13 protein-coding genes and 4 tRNA genes are annotated in these 14947 nt (G+C 65.0%); 3 read left to right on the top strand and 14 right to left on the bottom strand.

All coding sequences use genetic code 11. The annotated features are described in order from the left end of the window. Window positions 1-3: 3 nt before the first annotated feature. From DPV79_RS05170 to uvrC, 7 genes are all read right to left on the bottom strand, one after another. Window positions 4-1200 (bottom strand): site-specific integrase, encoded by a 1197-nt coding sequence (locus DPV79_RS05170; RefSeq protein WP_113044931.1) that lies wholly within the window; start codon window positions 1198-1200, stop codon window positions 4-6. A gap of 176 nt (window positions 1201-1376) precedes the next feature. After that, a tRNA-Cys gene (locus DPV79_RS05165) sits at window positions 1377-1450 on the bottom strand. Window positions 1451-1550: 100 nt separating this feature from the next. Further along, window positions 1551-1626: transfer RNA gene (locus tag DPV79_RS05160), tRNA-Gly, on the bottom strand. A 51-nt stretch (window positions 1627-1677) separates the two neighbouring features. Further along, window positions 1678-1753 (bottom strand) — tRNA-Gly (locus DPV79_RS05155). A 53-nt stretch (window positions 1754-1806) separates the two neighbouring features. Continuing rightward, a tRNA-Gly gene (locus DPV79_RS05150) sits at window positions 1807-1882 on the bottom strand. 145 nt (window positions 1883-2027) lie between these two features. Continuing rightward, window positions 2028-2615, bottom strand: coding sequence for a CDP-diacylglycerol--glycerol-3-phosphate 3-phosphatidyltransferase (gene pgsA / locus DPV79_RS05145; RefSeq protein ID WP_021163085.1), 588 nt, complete (start codon window positions 2613-2615; stop codon window positions 2028-2030). Window positions 2616-2705: 90 nt separating this feature from the next. Continuing rightward, a complete protein-coding gene (uvrC, locus tag DPV79_RS05140; RefSeq protein WP_113044930.1) occupies window positions 2706-4751 on the bottom strand; it encodes an excinuclease ABC subunit UvrC in 2046 nt (681 codons plus the stop codon). Between the two features lie 76 nt (window positions 4752-4827). Here uvrC and earP point away from each other — a divergent pair, with 76 nt between their 5' ends. From earP to DPV79_RS05125, 3 genes are all read left to right on the top strand, one after another. Continuing rightward, window positions 4828-6012: an elongation factor P maturation arginine rhamnosyltransferase EarP gene (gene earP / locus DPV79_RS05135; protein WP_113044929.1), complete on the top strand. Its 1185-nt coding sequence runs from the start codon at window positions 4828-4830 to the stop codon at window positions 6010-6012. A gap of 128 nt (window positions 6013-6140) precedes the next feature. Then, entirely contained in the window at window positions 6141-6698 is a 558-nt protein-coding gene (gene efp, locus DPV79_RS05130; protein ID WP_011351421.1) for an elongation factor P, read from the top strand. A 269-nt stretch (window positions 6699-6967) separates the two neighbouring features. Beyond that, window positions 6968-8353 (top strand): sigma-54-dependent transcriptional regulator, encoded by a 1386-nt coding sequence (locus DPV79_RS05125; protein ID WP_027788001.1) that lies wholly within the window; start codon window positions 6968-6970, stop codon window positions 8351-8353. Window positions 8354-8546: 193 nt separating this feature from the next. Here DPV79_RS05125 and nagZ read toward each other — a convergent pair whose 3' ends face one another. From nagZ to lepB, 7 genes are all read right to left on the bottom strand, one after another. Then, window positions 8547-9575, bottom strand: coding sequence for a beta-N-acetylhexosaminidase (gene nagZ, locus DPV79_RS05120; RefSeq protein WP_021159684.1), 1029 nt, complete (start codon window positions 9573-9575; stop codon window positions 8547-8549). A 16-nt stretch (window positions 9576-9591) separates the two neighbouring features. Next, on the bottom strand, window positions 9592-10020 hold the full coding sequence (gene acpS, locus DPV79_RS05115) for a holo-ACP synthase (RefSeq protein WP_059681836.1): 429 nt from the start codon (window positions 10018-10020) through the stop codon (window positions 9592-9594). 72 nt (window positions 10021-10092) lie between these two features. After that, a complete protein-coding gene (pdxJ, locus tag DPV79_RS05110; RefSeq protein WP_113044928.1) occupies window positions 10093-10869 on the bottom strand; it encodes a pyridoxine 5'-phosphate synthase in 777 nt (258 codons plus the stop codon). After that, window positions 10866-11702: a DNA repair protein RecO gene (recO, locus tag DPV79_RS05105; RefSeq protein ID WP_021159687.1), complete on the bottom strand. Its 837-nt coding sequence runs from the start codon at window positions 11700-11702 to the stop codon at window positions 10866-10868. Before recO ends, pdxJ begins: the two co-directional genes overlap by 4 nt. After that, window positions 11689-12588, bottom strand: a complete 900-nt coding sequence (era, locus tag DPV79_RS05100; RefSeq protein WP_027788003.1) for a GTPase Era — start codon at window positions 12586-12588, stop codon at window positions 11689-11691. The genes recO and era overlap by 14 nt, the downstream gene beginning before the upstream one ends. A gap of 60 nt (window positions 12589-12648) precedes the next feature. Continuing rightward, complete coding sequence (gene rnc, locus DPV79_RS05095; protein ID WP_113044927.1) at window positions 12649-13887, bottom strand: ribonuclease III; 1239 nt, start codon at window positions 13885-13887, stop codon at window positions 12649-12651. A 153-nt stretch (window positions 13888-14040) separates the two neighbouring features. Then, window positions 14041-14934, bottom strand: a complete 894-nt coding sequence (lepB, locus tag DPV79_RS05090; protein WP_027788005.1) for a signal peptidase I — start codon at window positions 14932-14934, stop codon at window positions 14041-14043. Window positions 14935-14947: the final 13 nt, after the last annotated feature.

Below are 14947 nucleotides of genomic sequence, written 5' to 3'. Positions count from 1 at the left end.
ATATCACCAAAGGCGAGCGGCCAGATCGGACCCACGCAAGTTTGCGTATCGCATCAGCATTTTGGGGTCCTTGTGCCCGGTGATCTTTGCAATTTGAAGATCCGACAACGTCGTGCGCTCGTAAAGCCGCGAGGTTGCCTCATGGCGAAGGTCGTGGAAAACAAGGTCCGGACATCCAGCCGCATCGAATATTCGGCCGAATTGGCCCGACAACCGAACCGTCACACGCTGTAGTACCTTTCGATTCAGCAGCGTGATTCCCTTCGCGCGCATCGAATCTTCGATCTCATCCATCCACGGAAATAGTCTACCCTTACCAAACGAGAACCCACACATTGCCGGATCGAGATCGTTTACTGCTGCGGCATAGCGCTCGAAGGCGTCGATTGCAACCGTCGTAAGGGGAACCGCGCGCTTGCTTCCGTTTTTGGTCCGCTCCAGGGCGGCCGTCCGGTGCATAACGTCGAACTGCCTGACATCTAGTGTGTACATCTCCCGCATGCGCATCGCAGATTCGATCGCCAGCTCGAACAAGAACACAAGCGCAGGCCGATACGGCAGTTCCAGAGCCCTTTCGCGCCCCATCGGCTTCCCTCCGGCCATGACGCGCCGAATTTCATCGAGTTCTTCCGGACTTGGCCGACGATCACGATGGATATCGTCCTTTGCAGCGAGGTCCTGCACCTCAACCGCAAGCCGATCCTCATCGGTATAAGTCGCGTAGCGCTTCGGTAGCAATCGAAGTGGATTGATGGCAAGCATCGGGGTGCCCGACCTAACTACCCAATCGAAACAACGAGCGAGTGCCCCGACATTGTGGCGAATCGTTGATGGCGACAGATGATGCTCGCGTTTCATAGCTGTCACCCATCGTTCCGCCCAATCGTAGTCTACGGTGGAGAGCGCCTTCGATGGGAGTCGGCCTCCGAGCAGCGTATTGAGCACTTGGACATCGGAATCAGGCACCGACACGCGGCGCAAATACTCCCGGACGGCGTCCAGCGTTGTTGCAATCCCACCGCGTTGCTCCACGACATCCGCCGGCACGATACCGGCATCGAGTAGCTGCTCAAGGCGAGCGGCATACGCATCACCCTCTTCTTCGGACTGGAACGTCAGGGAAAGTGGCTTTGGGAGAAGCTTCGAACGTCGGATGATGTATTCCCACGTTCCGGAGGGTCGTAGTCGCTTGGTCGCCATGTGCTGGTGCGCCAACTCGCCTATACGGCCAAAGAGCCGACTTAGGCGTGGTTGCGCGTGTTTCTTGAGTGGTTAGAGGCGACTTTGTACCACTCTAGGCGACTTTCTTACAAGAATGAAAGTAGAGCCGAAAAAAGAAAAAGCCCTGATTTCTCAGGGCTTTTTCTCTTCTTACTTGGAGGCGCGAGCCGGAGTCGAACCGGCCTAAACGGCTTTGCAGGCCGCTGCATAACCGCTTTGCTATCGCGCCAAAAGCGGACTGTCCGGATGCCGTGAGGCAAGCGACAGATTTTTTATTCGAGGACCGGAGGTCCATCAAATAAAAAGGGAAGCGTGGCTTCCCCATTACTTGGAGCGGGAGACGAGTCTCGAACTCGCGACCTCAACCTTGGCAAGGTTGCGCTCTACCAACTGAGCTACTCCCGCATTGTCCTGCACCTGCAGCGCTTTTCCGTACCACACGCTGCCAGAAAAATCTGGAGCGGGAGACGAGTCTCGAACTCGCGACCTCAACCTTGGCAAGGTTGCGCTCTACCAACTGAGCTACTCCCGCATGTGTCCTGCATCTGCAGCGCTTTGCCGTACTACACGCTGCCAGAAAAAATCTGGAGCGGGAGACGAGTCTCGAACTCGCGACCTCAACCTTGGCAAGGTTGCGCTCTACCAACTGAGCTACTCCCGCATGCTGCTGCGCTACTGCTTCCCCGTCACACACTTACTTCGTCGTGCAGCGGAGAAGCGAGATTATGTCGAAGGCACATTCGTGTGTCAAGGGCTTTTCCAGCCCTTTTTCCAAAAATCCTGCTCGACCGAACGCGTGACACGCATCACGCGCCGCCGCGCTCGCGAATTTGCGGCCACGCGAGCTTCATGTAGTACAGCATCGACCAGATCGTCAGCACCGCCGCCAGATACATCAGCCACTCGCCCCATACGCGCGTATCGATCGTGGCGATGCCGAGCGGCAGCGGCCCGTAGAACAGCAGCATCGGAATCGCGACCATCTGGCATGCGGTCTTGAACTTGCCGAGCTGGTTCACCGCGACGCTCTTCGACGCGCCGATCTGTGCCATCCATTCGCGCAGCGCCGAAATCGCGATCTCGCGGCCGACGATCACGAGCGCGATCGCCGCGTCGACGCGCGAAATCTGCACGAGGATCAGCAGCGCCGCCGTCACCATCAGCTTGTCCGCGACCGGATCGAGAAAGGCGCCGAACGACGACGTCTGGTTCCACTTGCGGGCTAGAAACCCGTCGAACCAGTCGGTCAGCGCCGCGAGAATGAAGATCGCCGCTGCCGCGAGGTTGCGGTGCGCGCCGCCCATCACCGTGTCCGGCAGATAGAACACGCCGACGACGAGCGGGATCAGCACGATCCGTACCCACGTCAGGAAAATCGGGAAATTGAACGGCATGGCATGCGGGACAGTAAAGGATTCGCAATTGTGCCGTGTCGACCGGCCTGCCACAAGAACGCTGGCGAGGCAGCCGGCCGCACGGCCGCGTCAGTGAAGCTGCTTGTAGATCTGCTCGGCGAGCGCGTGCGAGATGCCCTCGACGCTCGCGAGTTCCTCGACGCTCGCGGCCACCACGCCGCGCAACCCGCCGAACCGCGCGAGCAGCCGCTGCCGGCGCTTCGCGCCCACGCCCTCGAGCTCCTCGAGCCGCGACGTCTGGCGCGCCTTCGCCCGCTTCGCGCGCATGCCGGTGATCGCGAAGCGGTGCGCCTCGTCGCGAATCTGTGCGACGAGCATCAGCGCGGCGCTCTCCTTGCCGAGTTCGAGCGGCGTGCGGCCGTCCGCGAACACGAGCGTCTCGAGGCCGACCTTGCGCCCCTCGCCCTTCGCGACGCCGACCAGCATCGACGTATCGAGGCCGAGCTCGGTGAACACCTGGCGCGCGATTTCGACCTGACCCTTGCCGCCGTCGATCAGCACGATGTTCGGCAGCAGGCTCGACGCCTCGGCCTGGCGCGTCGACTCGCCGTCGATGCCGGCCGCTTCGTCGACAGCCGCCGCCTGGGCCGCCTGCTCGACCATCTTCTCGTAGCGACGCGTGAGCACCTGCCGCATCGCCGCGTAGTCGTCGCCCGGCGTGATCCCGGTGATGTTGTAGCGGCGGTACTCGCCCGACTGCATCTTGTGATGGTGGTAGACGACGCACGACGCCTGCGTCGCCTCGCCCATCGTATGGCTGATGTCGAAGCATTCGATCCGCAGCGTCGCGAGATCGTCGCATTCGTAGCTGAGCGTCTCCGCGAGCGCACGCGTGCGCGCCTGCTGCGAGCCCTGCTCGGACAGCAGGCGCATGAGCGCGATCTGCGCATTCTGCTCGGCCATCGACAGCCACGCGCGCCGCTGCCCCTGCGGCTGCCGCACCAGCGACACCTTGTGGCCGGCCTGCTCGGACAGCAACTCGAGCAGGTCGCGACTCGCGGGCGCATGGCTCACGACCAGCACGGGCGGCACGCGATTGCCGAGATAGTGCTGAGCGATGAACGCATCGAGCACTTCGGCCTCGACCGACGCCGCCGCGTCGCCGCGCGCGCGGCCGGATTCTTCGGCGGGCAGGTCGGGTAATGCGTCGGCCGGTGCGTCGGCAGGCACGGTGGCCGCCTCCGCCAGTTCGGACTCGTCGCCGAGACCGCCTTCGGCGAGCGTCAGCGCACTTTCGACGTGCGTCGGGAAATACGCCTTGTCGCCGAGATGCCGGCCGCCGCGCACCATCGCAAGGTTCACGCACACGCGCCCGCCCTGCGCGACCACCGCCAGGATGTCGACGTCGCTGTCGCTGCCGACCTCGATCGCCTGCTGGTGCAGCACCGTCGCGAGCGAGCTCATCTGGTTGCGCACGGCCGCCGCCTGCTCGAATTTCAGCTCGGACGCGAACGCGTGCATCTTCTGCTCGAGCTCCTTCATCACTTCGGACTGCCGGCCGAGCAGGAAACGCGCGGCGTTCGACACGTCGATCGCGTAATCCTCGTCGGAGATCGCGCCGACGCACGGCGCCGTGCAGCGCCCGATCTGATGCAGCAGGCACGGCCGCGTGCGGTTGTTGAAGACCGAATCCTCGCAGGTGCGCAACTGGAACACGCGCTGCAGGATCTGGATGCTCTCGCGCACGGCCCAGGCGCTCGGGAACGGCCCGAAATACTGGTTCTGCTTGTCGACCGAGCCGCGGTAATAGGCCATGCGCGGAAAGCGGTGTGCGGTGAGCTTCAGGTACGGATACGACTTGTCGTCGCGAAACAGGATGTTGTAGCGCGGCGCGAGCGCCTTGATCAGGTTGTTCTCGAGCAGCAGCGCCTCGGCCTCCGAACGCGTGACGGTCGTCTCGATGCGCGCGATGCGCGTGACCATCATCGCGATGCGCGGCGACAGCTGCGTCTTCGTGAAATAGCTCGATACGCGCTTCTTCAGGTCGCGTGCCTTGCCGACATAGAGCACGGCGCCCGTCGTGTCGTAATAGCGATAGACGCCCGGCATGTGCGGCAACTGCGCAAGGATCTTCTTCGGTTCGAACGGGGTATCGGAAGCTTCAGGGGATGTCATGCGTGATCCGGGCGCCTTGTAACGCGGAACGGGTCTATTAGAATCGCCAGTTTAGAGCATTCACCGGCCTGCTTCGATGCCACGCACCACCGCTGCCCCCCTGCCCGCCGCGCCGGGCGAACCGATCGCCTGCGACCTCTTCTGCACCGTGATCGACAATTTCGGCGACATCGGCGTCTGCTGGCGCCTCGCGCGCCAGCTCGCGCACGAGCACGGCTGGCAGGTTCGCCTGTTCATCGACGACTTGCGCACGTTCTCGCGCCTGCTGCCCGGGGTCGATCCCGACGCGGGTCGGCAGACGGTCGACACGATCGTGGTCGAGCACTGGCATGCGGAAGTCGGCGACGCGCTGGAGATCGCCGATATCGTGATCGAAGCGTTCGCGTGCGAGTTGCCCGGCGCGTATCTCGCGGCGATGGCGCGCCGCGCGCGCCGCCCCGTGTGGATCAACCTCGAATACCTGAGCGCCGAGGACTGGGTCGCCGACTTCCATCTGCGCCCGTCGCCGCATCCGCGCTACCCGCTGCTGAAGACGTTCTTCTTCCCCGGCCTGTCGGCCGGCACCGGCGGCGTCCTGAAGGAGCACGACCTCGATTCGCGCCGCACGGCCTTCGAAGCCGACGCGGCGGCGCGCGACGCATGGTGGCGGCGCGCGACCGGCGGCGCGCCGCCGGCCGCCGGCACGACGGTCGTCAGCCTGTTCGCGTACGAGAATCCGGCCGTCGACGCGCTGCTCGCGCAGTGGCGCGACGGCCCGTCGCCGGTCGTCGCGCTCGTGCCGGCCGGCCGCGTGTCGCCTGCCGTCGCGCGTTTTTTCGGGGTCGAGTCGTTCGACGCGGGCACGCATGCGCACAGCGGCAACCTGACGGCTCACGGGCTCGCGTTCGTCCCCCAGGCTGACTACGATCCATTGCTGTGGGTAGCCGACATCAATTTCGTGCGCGGCGAGGATTCTTTCGTCCGCGCGCAGTGGGCACGCAAGCCGTTCGTGTGGCACATCTATCCGCAGGCCGACGACGTGCACCTGCCGAAGCTCGACGCCGCGCTCGCGCACCTGTCGGCCGGCCTCGCCGACGCGCCGCGCGCGGCGCTCGAGCGGTTCTGGCATGCGTGGAACGGCGTTGGCACGCCCGACTGGGCGGATTTCTGGCAGCACCGCGCCGCACTGGACGCCAACGCGGCCCGCTGGGCCGATGCGCTCGCGGCCGTCGGCGATCTCACGGGAAAGCTGGCGGAATACGCAAAATCTCAGTTAAAATAAGCGGTTATCCGACGGCCGACCGTGCAAGCGCTTGCTTTTGGCGCCCACCGGAACGCGTCTGCTTGGCGCCTCACCCGTTGTGCAACGCTCAGGCACCTATTTATTTGATTTGATCAGGACAGTTTTTTATGAAAACCGCACAGGAACTCCGCGTAGGCAACGTCGTGCAGATCGGCAGCGACGCATGGGTCATCGCCAAGGCTGAATACAACAAGTCGGGCCGTAACTCCGCCGTCGTCAAGATGAAGATGAAGAACCTGCTGACCAATGCAGGCCAGGAAGCGGTCTACAAGGCGGACGACAAGTTCGACGTCGTCGTGCTCGACCGCAAGGAAGTGACGTATTCGTACTTCGCCGACCCGATGTACGTGTTCATGGACGCCGACTACAACCAGTTCGAAGTCGAAGCCGAAATGATGGGCGAAGCGCTGAACTACCTCGAAGACGGCATGGCTTGCGAAGTCGTGTTCTACAACGAGAAGGCGATCTCGGTCGAACTGCCGACGGTCCTCGTTCGCGAGATCACCTACACGGAACCGGCAGTCAAGGGCGACACGTCGTCGGGCAAGGTGCTGAAGAACGCCAAGCTCGCAACGGGCTTCGAACTGCAAGTGCCGCTGTTCTGCAACACCGGCGACAAGATCGAAATCGATACGCGCACGAACGAATACCGCAGCCGCGCGTAATCGCCAGCGATGCCCGCATCGAACAAAGCGCCCTTCGGGGCGCTTTTTGTTTGTCCGGCGCCAACAAGCGAGCGCAGGCGAGGCTCATGTAAAGCACAAAATCCACCGGTAAAGATATTCAATTTGTATCATCGGTAACTGTTTTATAGCGCCGGAGAAATAATGCTCGTTACGCGTTCAGCGGGGCATAAAATCAGTTTTTAATCTGACATGCGGCTGCGGCCCCGATGACCGACAGCCCGCCTCTCTTGACTCGACTCGCGTCCACCATGCCACACGCCCTGATTGTCGAAGACGATCCCAACAGTCTGTCCGGCCTCACCGCGCTGCTCGCCGCGGACGGCTTCTCGGTCGACACGGCCACGTCGCTCGCCGAAGCGCGCACGGCGCTCGGCCGCTCGATTCCCGATGTCGTGCTCGTCGACCTGAACCTGCCGGACGGCAGCGGGTTCGACCTGCTCCAGCACCTGCCGCAGCAACAGCCGAACGGCTCGCTGCCCGTCATCGTGCTGACGGGCAATGCGACGGTCGAGAGCGCCATCGAGGGCCTGCGTCACGGTATCTGGGACTACCTGCTGAAGCCGATCAACATTCCGCGCCTGCGCAGCCTGCTCGCGCGGATCCCCCGCCCCTACGAACTGATCGACGAAGTGCAGTCGTTGCGTGCATCGCTGCGCCATCTCGGCCGCTTCGGCGCACTGGTCGGCCGCAGCGACGCGATGCAGCACGTGTACGACATGATCGAGCACAACGCGCGCACCGAAACGGCCGTCCTGTTCTCCGGCGAAGCCGGTACCGGCAAGAAGCTGGCCGCGCGCACGCTGCACGACCTGAGCCGGCGCCGCAAGGGGCCGTTCGTGTCGTTCGACTGCAGGACGATCGCGCAGGCCGGCCGGCACGGCGCATCGCTCGACAGCGTACTGTTCGGCCATGAGCGCGGCGCGTTCGACGGCGCCGAGCGCCGCGAATCGGGCCTGTTCGAGCAGGCCGGCGGCGGCACGCTGTTCCTCGACGAAATCACCGCGCTGCCGCTCGTGCTGCAGGAAGCGCTGCTGCATGCACTCGATTCGCAGAATTTCATGCGGATCGGCGGCACGAGTTCGATCACGAGCGATTTCCGGCTGATCGCGACCACGCGCCGCCCGGCGCGCGAAGCGGTCGCGAACGGTACGCTGCGCGAGGATCTGTGGTTGCGCCTCGACGCGGCGTCGATCACGATGCCGCCGCTGCGCGAGCGCGACGGCGATGCACTCGCGATCGGCGACGCGCTGATCGACGAGCTGAACCGCGAAGCGCGCGCAACCGGCCGCAGCACGACCGACAAGCGCGCGGCACCGGGCTTCGTGCGCGAATGCCTGTCCTACGAATGGCCGGGCAACGTGCGCGAACTGCAGGAACGCGTGCGCTTCGCGTACGACGCATCGGGTGATTTCATCGAGACGCTGCGCGCGGGCGAGCCGAGTTTCTCGGCCGGCGCCGCGCTGAACGGCAGCAGCGTGCAGATCAAGGTCGGCACGCCGCTGTCCGACGTCGAGGATCTGCTGATCCGCGCGACGCTCGATGCGGTCGGCGGTACGCGCCACCGCGCGGCCACGCTGCTCGGCATCAGCCCGAAGACGCTGTACAACAAGCTGCAGCGAATGAAGGTGAACTGAGCGGGCGTCGATGCTTGCAGGCACTGGCGGAGTCAGACCGTTAGTTGCGCCAAGAGCATCACCGTCCCGGCCCGCTTGACTCGTGACGCTACCCGTTTCGCACTTGCAGTAACCCATGAAAAAGCCGCGCAGTTGCGCGGCTTTTTGTTTCGGCGACCGGGGAATGGCACACGTCGCGCCATCCCCTCCCCACTCATGCCAGTGCGCTGCTCAACAACGCCTGCGCCTGCAGGTATTCGGGCTGCGCGATCAGCTTGTCCCACTTCGGTGCCTTGCCGCGCGCGCGCATCCGCTTGAGGCGTCGCACCGACTCGTCCGTTGCCCGCGCCTTCAACCCGTTCAGCACGACCTCGGCCGCGTCCGGCTGGTTGCAGACGAGCACCATGTCGCAGCCGGCAGCGAGCGCGGCGTCGGCCGCCTGCGTGAGCGTACCGCCTTCGCGCGCGGCTTCCATCGACAGGTCGTCGCTGAAGATCGCGCCGGTGAAGCCGAGCCGCCCGCGCAGGATGTCCTGCAGCCACACGCGCGAGAAACCGGCCGGCCGTTTGTCGACCTGCGTGTAGATCACGTGCGCGGGAATCACCGCGGACAGCGACAAGCCGAGCCAGTCGTAAGGCGCGACGTCCTGCTTGAGGATTGCATCGAGCGTGCGGTCGTCGGTCGGCAGCGCGACGTGCGAGTCGGCCTCCGCGAAACCGTGCCCCGGGAAATGCTTGCCGCAGTTCGCCATCCCGGCGAGCGACAGCCCATGGTTCAGGCTCTTCGCGAGCAGCGTGACGACGCGCGCATCGCGATGGAACGCGCGATCGCCGATCACTTTCGAGTGCCCGTAATCGAGGTCGAGCACGGGGGTGAAACTCATGTCGATCCCGCATGCGCGCAATTCCGCGGCCAGGATATAGCCGACGGCCGTCGCGACCTTCGTCGCGAGCAGCACGTCGCGATCCCACAGCTCGCCGAGGCGCCGCATCGCGGGCAGCACGGTGAAGCCGTCGGTGCGGAAACGCTGCACGCGCCCGCCTTCGTGATCGACTGCGATCAGGATGTCTTCGCGCACCGCGCGGATCGAGTCGGTCAGCGCGGTCAGTTGCGCACGGTTCTGGAAGTGCCGCGCGAACAGGATCACGCCGCCGGTATTCGGATGCGCGAGGCGCCGCGCATCGTCGCGCGACAGGGCCGTGCCGACGACGTCGAGCATGACCGGGCCGGGAGTCGTTTTCATCGAATCGGGAATTCCGTCAGGAGGAGGTTCGGGAAACAGGGGCAGGCGCGGCGTCCGTCTCGGCGATCACGAACGACACCGCGTAGTCGCGCTCGTCGCTGACCGTCACGCGTGCCGTGATGCCGCGAGCGGCAAGCCATTCGGCCAGTTCGCCGGACGCGACCACGTACGGCTCGCCGCTCGGGTGATTGAGGGTCTGCAGCGCACGCCACGTCATCGGCCAGTGCATGCCGAGCCCGATCGCCTTCGAGAACGCTTCCTTCGCGGAAAAGCGCGTCGCGAGGAACGCGATGCCGCGCGCCTCGGAGCGGGCGCGGCGCGCATGGAACACGCGCAGCTCGTCGGGGCCCAGCACCTTCTCGGCAAACCGGCCGCCCGTGCGTTCGAGCACGGCCGCGACGCGGCTCACCTGCGCGATGTCGGTACCGATGCCGTAGATCGCCATGTCAGTACGCGCCGGTGTGGCCCGGCTGAGCCGGGTCACGCATGACGTGCGATGCGCAGCGGCCTTTCATCTTCAACGCGCGCCGCCATGCAGCGCGGCAACGCGTGCGGCGACCATGATCGCCTTCATTTCGCGCACCGCGTTGTCCCAGCCCGCGAAAATCGCGTGCGCGACGATCGCATGGCCGATGTTCAGCTCGACGATGCCGTCGATCGCGGCGATCTGCTGCACGTTCGTGTAGTGCAGCCCGTGACCGGCATTGACCTTCAGGCCAAGCTGCGCACCAGCCTGTACGCCCGCGACGATGCGCTCGTATTCGCGCTGCTGCTCGGCTTCGTCGTGCGCTTCGGCATAACGGCCCGTATGCAGCTCGATCACCGGCGCGCCTGCTTCGTGCGCGGCACGGATCTGCGTCTCGTCCGGGTCGATGAACAGCGACACGCGCACGCCCACGTCGGCAAGCTGCTTGCACGCCGCACGCACGGCCTCGAAGCGGCCGGCGACATCGAGCCCGCCTTCGGTCGTCAGTTCCTCGCGCTTCTCGGGCACGAGGCACGCGTCGTGCGGGTGCACTTCGCAGGCGATATCGAGCATCTCGGCCGTCACCGCGCATTCGAGATTCATGCGCGTCTTCAGCAGCGGGCGCAGCTTGCGCACATCCGCATCGACGATGTGGCGGCGATCCTCGCGCAGATGCAGCGTGATCGCGTCGGCGCCGGCTTCCTCGGCGGCGAGCGCCGCGCGGATCGGATCGGGATAGGTCGTGCCGCGCGCATTGCGCAGCGTCGCGACGTGGTCGATGTTCACGCCGAGGTCGATGGCGGTGGGCGTTGTCAGGAAGAAGCTCATAGGTTTTGCAGGTCGATCAGGATCTGGCGCGTGGCAAGCGGCGTACCGCCGAGATAGGTGTTCAGCAGGAAGCGCATCAGCGTCTTGCTTTGCGCAACCGTCTGGGCTCGATGGTAATCGTCCTGCTCCATGTCGAGCAACGTCTGCCCGGAAATGACCGGCCAGTGCGACGGAACTTCGTCGTCCGCGTTGCGCACGCCCCGCTCGGGATCGAACACGTAGCGGCGGTCAGGCTCGACCGCGCGGCGCGCGACCGTGCGGTTCAGCGCCATCGCGTAGCCGGTCTCGCGCAACAGCACGCGCTCGAACGAGCGCAGTACCTGCACCGCGGGCTCGCCGTGGGCGAGGCGCGTGAGGGTCAGCACGTAGTGGTTGAAGAGCGGCGGCTGGGGATCCTCGCGCGCGCAGAATTTCACGAGCAGCTCGTTCGCGTAGAAGCCGCACAGCAGCCCGTCGCCGCCGAGCGGCAGCATCCCGCCGACCCACTCGGCGCCCGTCAGCGTGCGCACCTCGGATTTGCCCGACCACGACAGCAGCAGCGGCTGGAAAGTCTGCAGTACACCGCGCAGCGCGGAGTGCGGGCGCTTCGCGCCCTTCGCGACGAGCGCGAGCCGGCCGTGATCGCGCGTCAGCACGTCGACGATCAGGCTCGTTTCACGATACGGATAACTGTGCAGCACGAACGCCGGCTGCTCGGCGACGCGGAAATCGGACGTGCGAGACGTCGCGCGCCGCGCCTTGCGCGGCGGTTCGGGCGGTGCCGGCAACGGCGCGTCGTTCGCGCCGGCCGTCACCGCGTCTTCGGTCGACGTCAGTGCGTCATTCGTACCCATAGGCACGCAGCCCCGCCTCGTTGTCGGCCCAGCCGCTCTTCACCTTCACGAAGGTCTCGAGGTACACGGGGCCGTCGAACAGCTTCTCCATGTCCATCCGCGCCTCGGTGCTGATCTGCTTGAGCTTCTCGCCCTTCTTGCCGATCACCATCGCCTTGTGCGAATCGCGCTCGACGAGGATCGTCGCGAAGATGCGCTTCAGGCGCCCTTCCTCCTCGAACTTGTCGATCAGCACGGTGCTCGTGTACGGCAGTTCGTCGCCGGTCCAGCGGAACACCTTCTCACGCAGGATTTCGGCGGCGAGGAAACGCGAGCTGCGGTCGGTCAGTTCGTCCTCGCCGTAAATCGGCTCGCCTTCCGGCAGGTACGGCTTGATCGTGTCCAGCAGGCGCTTGATGTCTTCCGGACGCTGCGCCGACAGCGGCACGAGCTCGGTGAATTCGCGCAGCGTGCTCATCTGCTGCATGAACGGGAACAGCGACGCCTTGTCGGTCACGCGGTCGATCTTGTTCGCGATCAGCAGCGTCGGCATGCCGGGCGGGATCAGGTCGAGCACCTTCTGGTCGTCGGGCCCGAAACGGCCGGCCTCGATCACGAACAGGATCACGTCGACCGACGTGAGCGTCGACGTGACCGCGCGGTTCAGCGAACGGTTCAGCGCGGTGCTGTGGCGGGTCTGGAAGCCCGGCGTGTCGACGAACACGAATTGCGCGTCGTCGAACGTATTGATGCCGGTGATGCGGTGGCGGGTCGTCTGCGCCTTGCGCGACGTGATGCTGATCTTCTGGCCGACGAGTGCGTTCATCAACGTCGACTTGCCGACGTTCGGGCGGCCCACGATCGCGATCATGCCGCAACGGAAACCGGTAGGAGCGGGAGTGTTCATATCGTTTGGGAGACAGGTTCGGAAACGGCCGCGCGGCGCGCGGCACGATCGATGGGCAATTCAGTGGTCGGCATCGGCCACGCGCGCCTGCGCGGCAGCGAGGCTCACGCCGCCCGGCGGCGTCTCGGAATCCGGTGCCGCCGTGTCGCGCGTGCGCGCAGCCGTGCGCGAAGCGGAGTCGGTACCGGCGGAAGTCTTGTCGGCGGACGCGGGGGCCGGATCGGAGGCCTGGGCAGCCGGCTTGTCGGCTCCGCGTGCGGCGGGCACGGCTTCGGCGGGTTTCTCCGCGGCCTTGTCGGGTCGCTCGGCCGGCTTCTCTGCCGGCTTTTCGGCAGCCTTGTCGACCGCCGGCTTCGCCGCCCGTTCACCCTTCTCGGCAGCTGCGTCGACATGCGCCGCGCGAATCGCGGCCATCGGCGCCGCGGCCGGCTCATTACCGGTCGCCACGGTTGCCGCGGGCGCTGCACCGGCCGCCCTCGCCTCGCGCGCCGCCGCGCGTTCCTTGCGCTCCGGCGAGCGCAGGTCGAGCGCTTCCTGCACACCCTTCACGCCCGGCACGATTTCGGGTTCGACATGCTTCGACCCGCGCGCGTTTTTCGAGCGCTTCGGCTTGGCGGCCAGCATCGGCGCGGCCGCCATCACCTCGTCGAGCGCCTTCTTCGCGGCGGCCTGCTCGGCCGCGCGCCGGCTCGCACCGGAGCCCGACACCTTCACGTCGAGCTTCGGCACCGTGCATTCGACTTCGAATTGCTGATTGTGCGCCGCACCATGCGTGGCGACCACCGTGTAAGTCGGCAGCGCGATCTTGTGCCCCTGCAGGTATTCCTGCAGCAGCGTCTTCGCGTCCTTGCCGAGCGTGCGCGGATCGATGTGGTCGAGAATCGGGATATAGAGGCGCTTGATGACCCCTTGGGCGGCTTCGAAGCCGCCATCGAGGAACACGGCCCCGATGATGGCTTCGAACGCGTCCGCGAGGATCGACGGGCGGCGGAACCCGCCGCTGCGCAACTCGCCCTCGCCCAGCCGCAGGCCGTCCGAGATATTCAGGGCCTGAGCAATTTCGTACAGCGACTGCTGTTTGACGAGGTTGGCGCGTACGCGCGACAGATCGCCTTCGTCCAGCTTGCTGAAACGCTGGAACAAAAGGGCAGCCACCGCGCAATTCAGAACGGAATCGCCGAGAAACTCGAGCCGTTCGTTGTGCGTGGCACTGTGACTGCGATGGGTCAAAGCCTGGCGCAACAATTCCGCATTGCGAAATTCGTAGCGCAGCCGGCTTTCCAACTGGGATAAGGGCATGTGCAGGAGTATAACGCGGGCGCCGGTCGGGCCGAAACGGCACGGCCGGACGCGAAAAGGCGTGACGAGGCGGTGTTACCGCCGGTTCTTAAAGTAGTTCGGCAATACGCGACGCGGCCCGTGCGTCGCGTATTGCGAGTGACCCGGATGCGATCAGTTGAAGGAACCGATGCGCTTGAGGTCGCTGAAGTTCATCCAGATGAAGAACGCGCGGCCGACGATGTTCTGGTCCGGCACGAAACCCCAGTAGCGGCTGTCCGCACTGTTGTCGCGGTTGTCGCCCATCATGAAGTAGTGACCGGGCGGCACCTTGCAGATCACGCCGCGGCTGTTGTACGTGCAGTTGTCGCGAAACGGATAGTCGTATGCGCCCATCACGAACGGCGGCACGGCCGGGTTGTTGAGGATCGCGTTCTTCTTGTTGCCGATCGTTTCCTCGAACTGCTTCGCGTAATTCTGGCGCTCGTCGTCGAAGAAATCGGGCAGCGGCGTTTCGGGCACCGGCTGGCCGTTGATCGTGAGCTGCTTGTCCTGGTATGCGACGGTATCACCCGGCAGGCCGATCACGCGCTTGATGTAGTCGACCGACTCGTCCTTCGGATAGCGGAACACGACGACGTCGCCGCGCGACAGCGGGCTGCCCTGCGTGATCTTCGTGTTCGTCACCGGCAGGCGCAGCCCGTATTCGAACTTGTTGACGAGGATGAAGTCGCCGACGAGCAGCGTCGGCACCATCGAGCCCGACGGAATCTTGAACGGCTCGACGACGAACGAACGCACGACGAACACCGCCAGGATCACCGGAAAGAAGCTCGCGGTGTACTCGAGCCACCACGGCTGGCGCAGCTTTTCGTCGCGCAGCTTCGAACGCGTCTGCACCGCGTTTTCATCCGCGAAACGCTTGTCGATGCGCGACTGCTGGCGATCGAACTCCTCGATCGCCGAGTCGGCCGCCTTGCGTCGCTGCGGCAGGAACACCAGTTTGTCCAGCACCCACGCTACGCCCGTCAAGATGACGAGCACAAAAAGAATCAGCGCAAAATTCATAAAAGGAACAGTC

It is taken from the genome of Burkholderia reimsis (assembly GCF_003294055.1).
Classification (GTDB): Bacteria; Pseudomonadota; Gammaproteobacteria; order Burkholderiales; family Burkholderiaceae; genus Burkholderia; species Burkholderia cepacia.
This window is presented reverse-complemented; position numbering and strand designations above follow the sequence as displayed.

Coding starts and splice junctions, on each gene's coding strand:
- lepB (WP_027788005.1), bottom strand. CDS start 14,934: ATGAATTTTGCGCTGATTCTTTTTGTGCTCGTCATCTTGACGGGCGTA.
- rnc (WP_113044927.1), bottom strand. CDS start 13,887: ATGCCCTTATCCCAGTTGGAAAGCCGGCTGCGCTACGAATTTCGCAAT.
- recO (WP_021159687.1), bottom strand. CDS start 11,702: ATGGGTACGAATGACGCACTGACGTCGACCGAAGACGCGGTGACGGCC.
- nagZ (WP_021159684.1), bottom strand. CDS start 9,575: ATGAAAACGACTCCCGGCCCGGTCATGCTCGACGTCGTCGGCACGGCC.
- DPV79_RS05125 (WP_027788001.1), top strand. CDS start 6,968: ATGCCACACGCCCTGATTGTCGAAGACGATCCCAACAGTCTGTCCGGC.
- earP (WP_113044929.1), top strand. CDS start 4,828: ATGCCACGCACCACCGCTGCCCCCCTGCCCGCCGCGCCGGGCGAACCG.
- acpS (WP_059681836.1), bottom strand. CDS start 10,020: ATGGCGATCTACGGCATCGGTACCGACATCGCGCAGGTGAGCCGCGTC.
- DPV79_RS05170 (WP_113044931.1), bottom strand. CDS start 1,200: ATGGCGACCAAGCGACTACGACCCTCCGGAACGTGGGAATACATCATC.
- era (WP_027788003.1), bottom strand. CDS start 12,588: ATGAACACTCCCGCTCCTACCGGTTTCCGTTGCGGCATGATCGCGATC.
- uvrC (WP_113044930.1), bottom strand. CDS start 4,751: ATGACATCCCCTGAAGCTTCCGATACCCCGTTCGAACCGAAGAAGATC.
- pgsA (WP_021163085.1), bottom strand. CDS start 2,615: ATGCCGTTCAATTTCCCGATTTTCCTGACGTGGGTACGGATCGTGCTG.
- efp (WP_011351421.1), top strand. CDS start 6,141: ATGAAAACCGCACAGGAACTCCGCGTAGGCAACGTCGTGCAGATCGGC.
- pdxJ (WP_113044928.1), bottom strand. CDS start 10,869: ATGAGCTTCTTCCTGACAACGCCCACCGCCATCGACCTCGGCGTGAAC.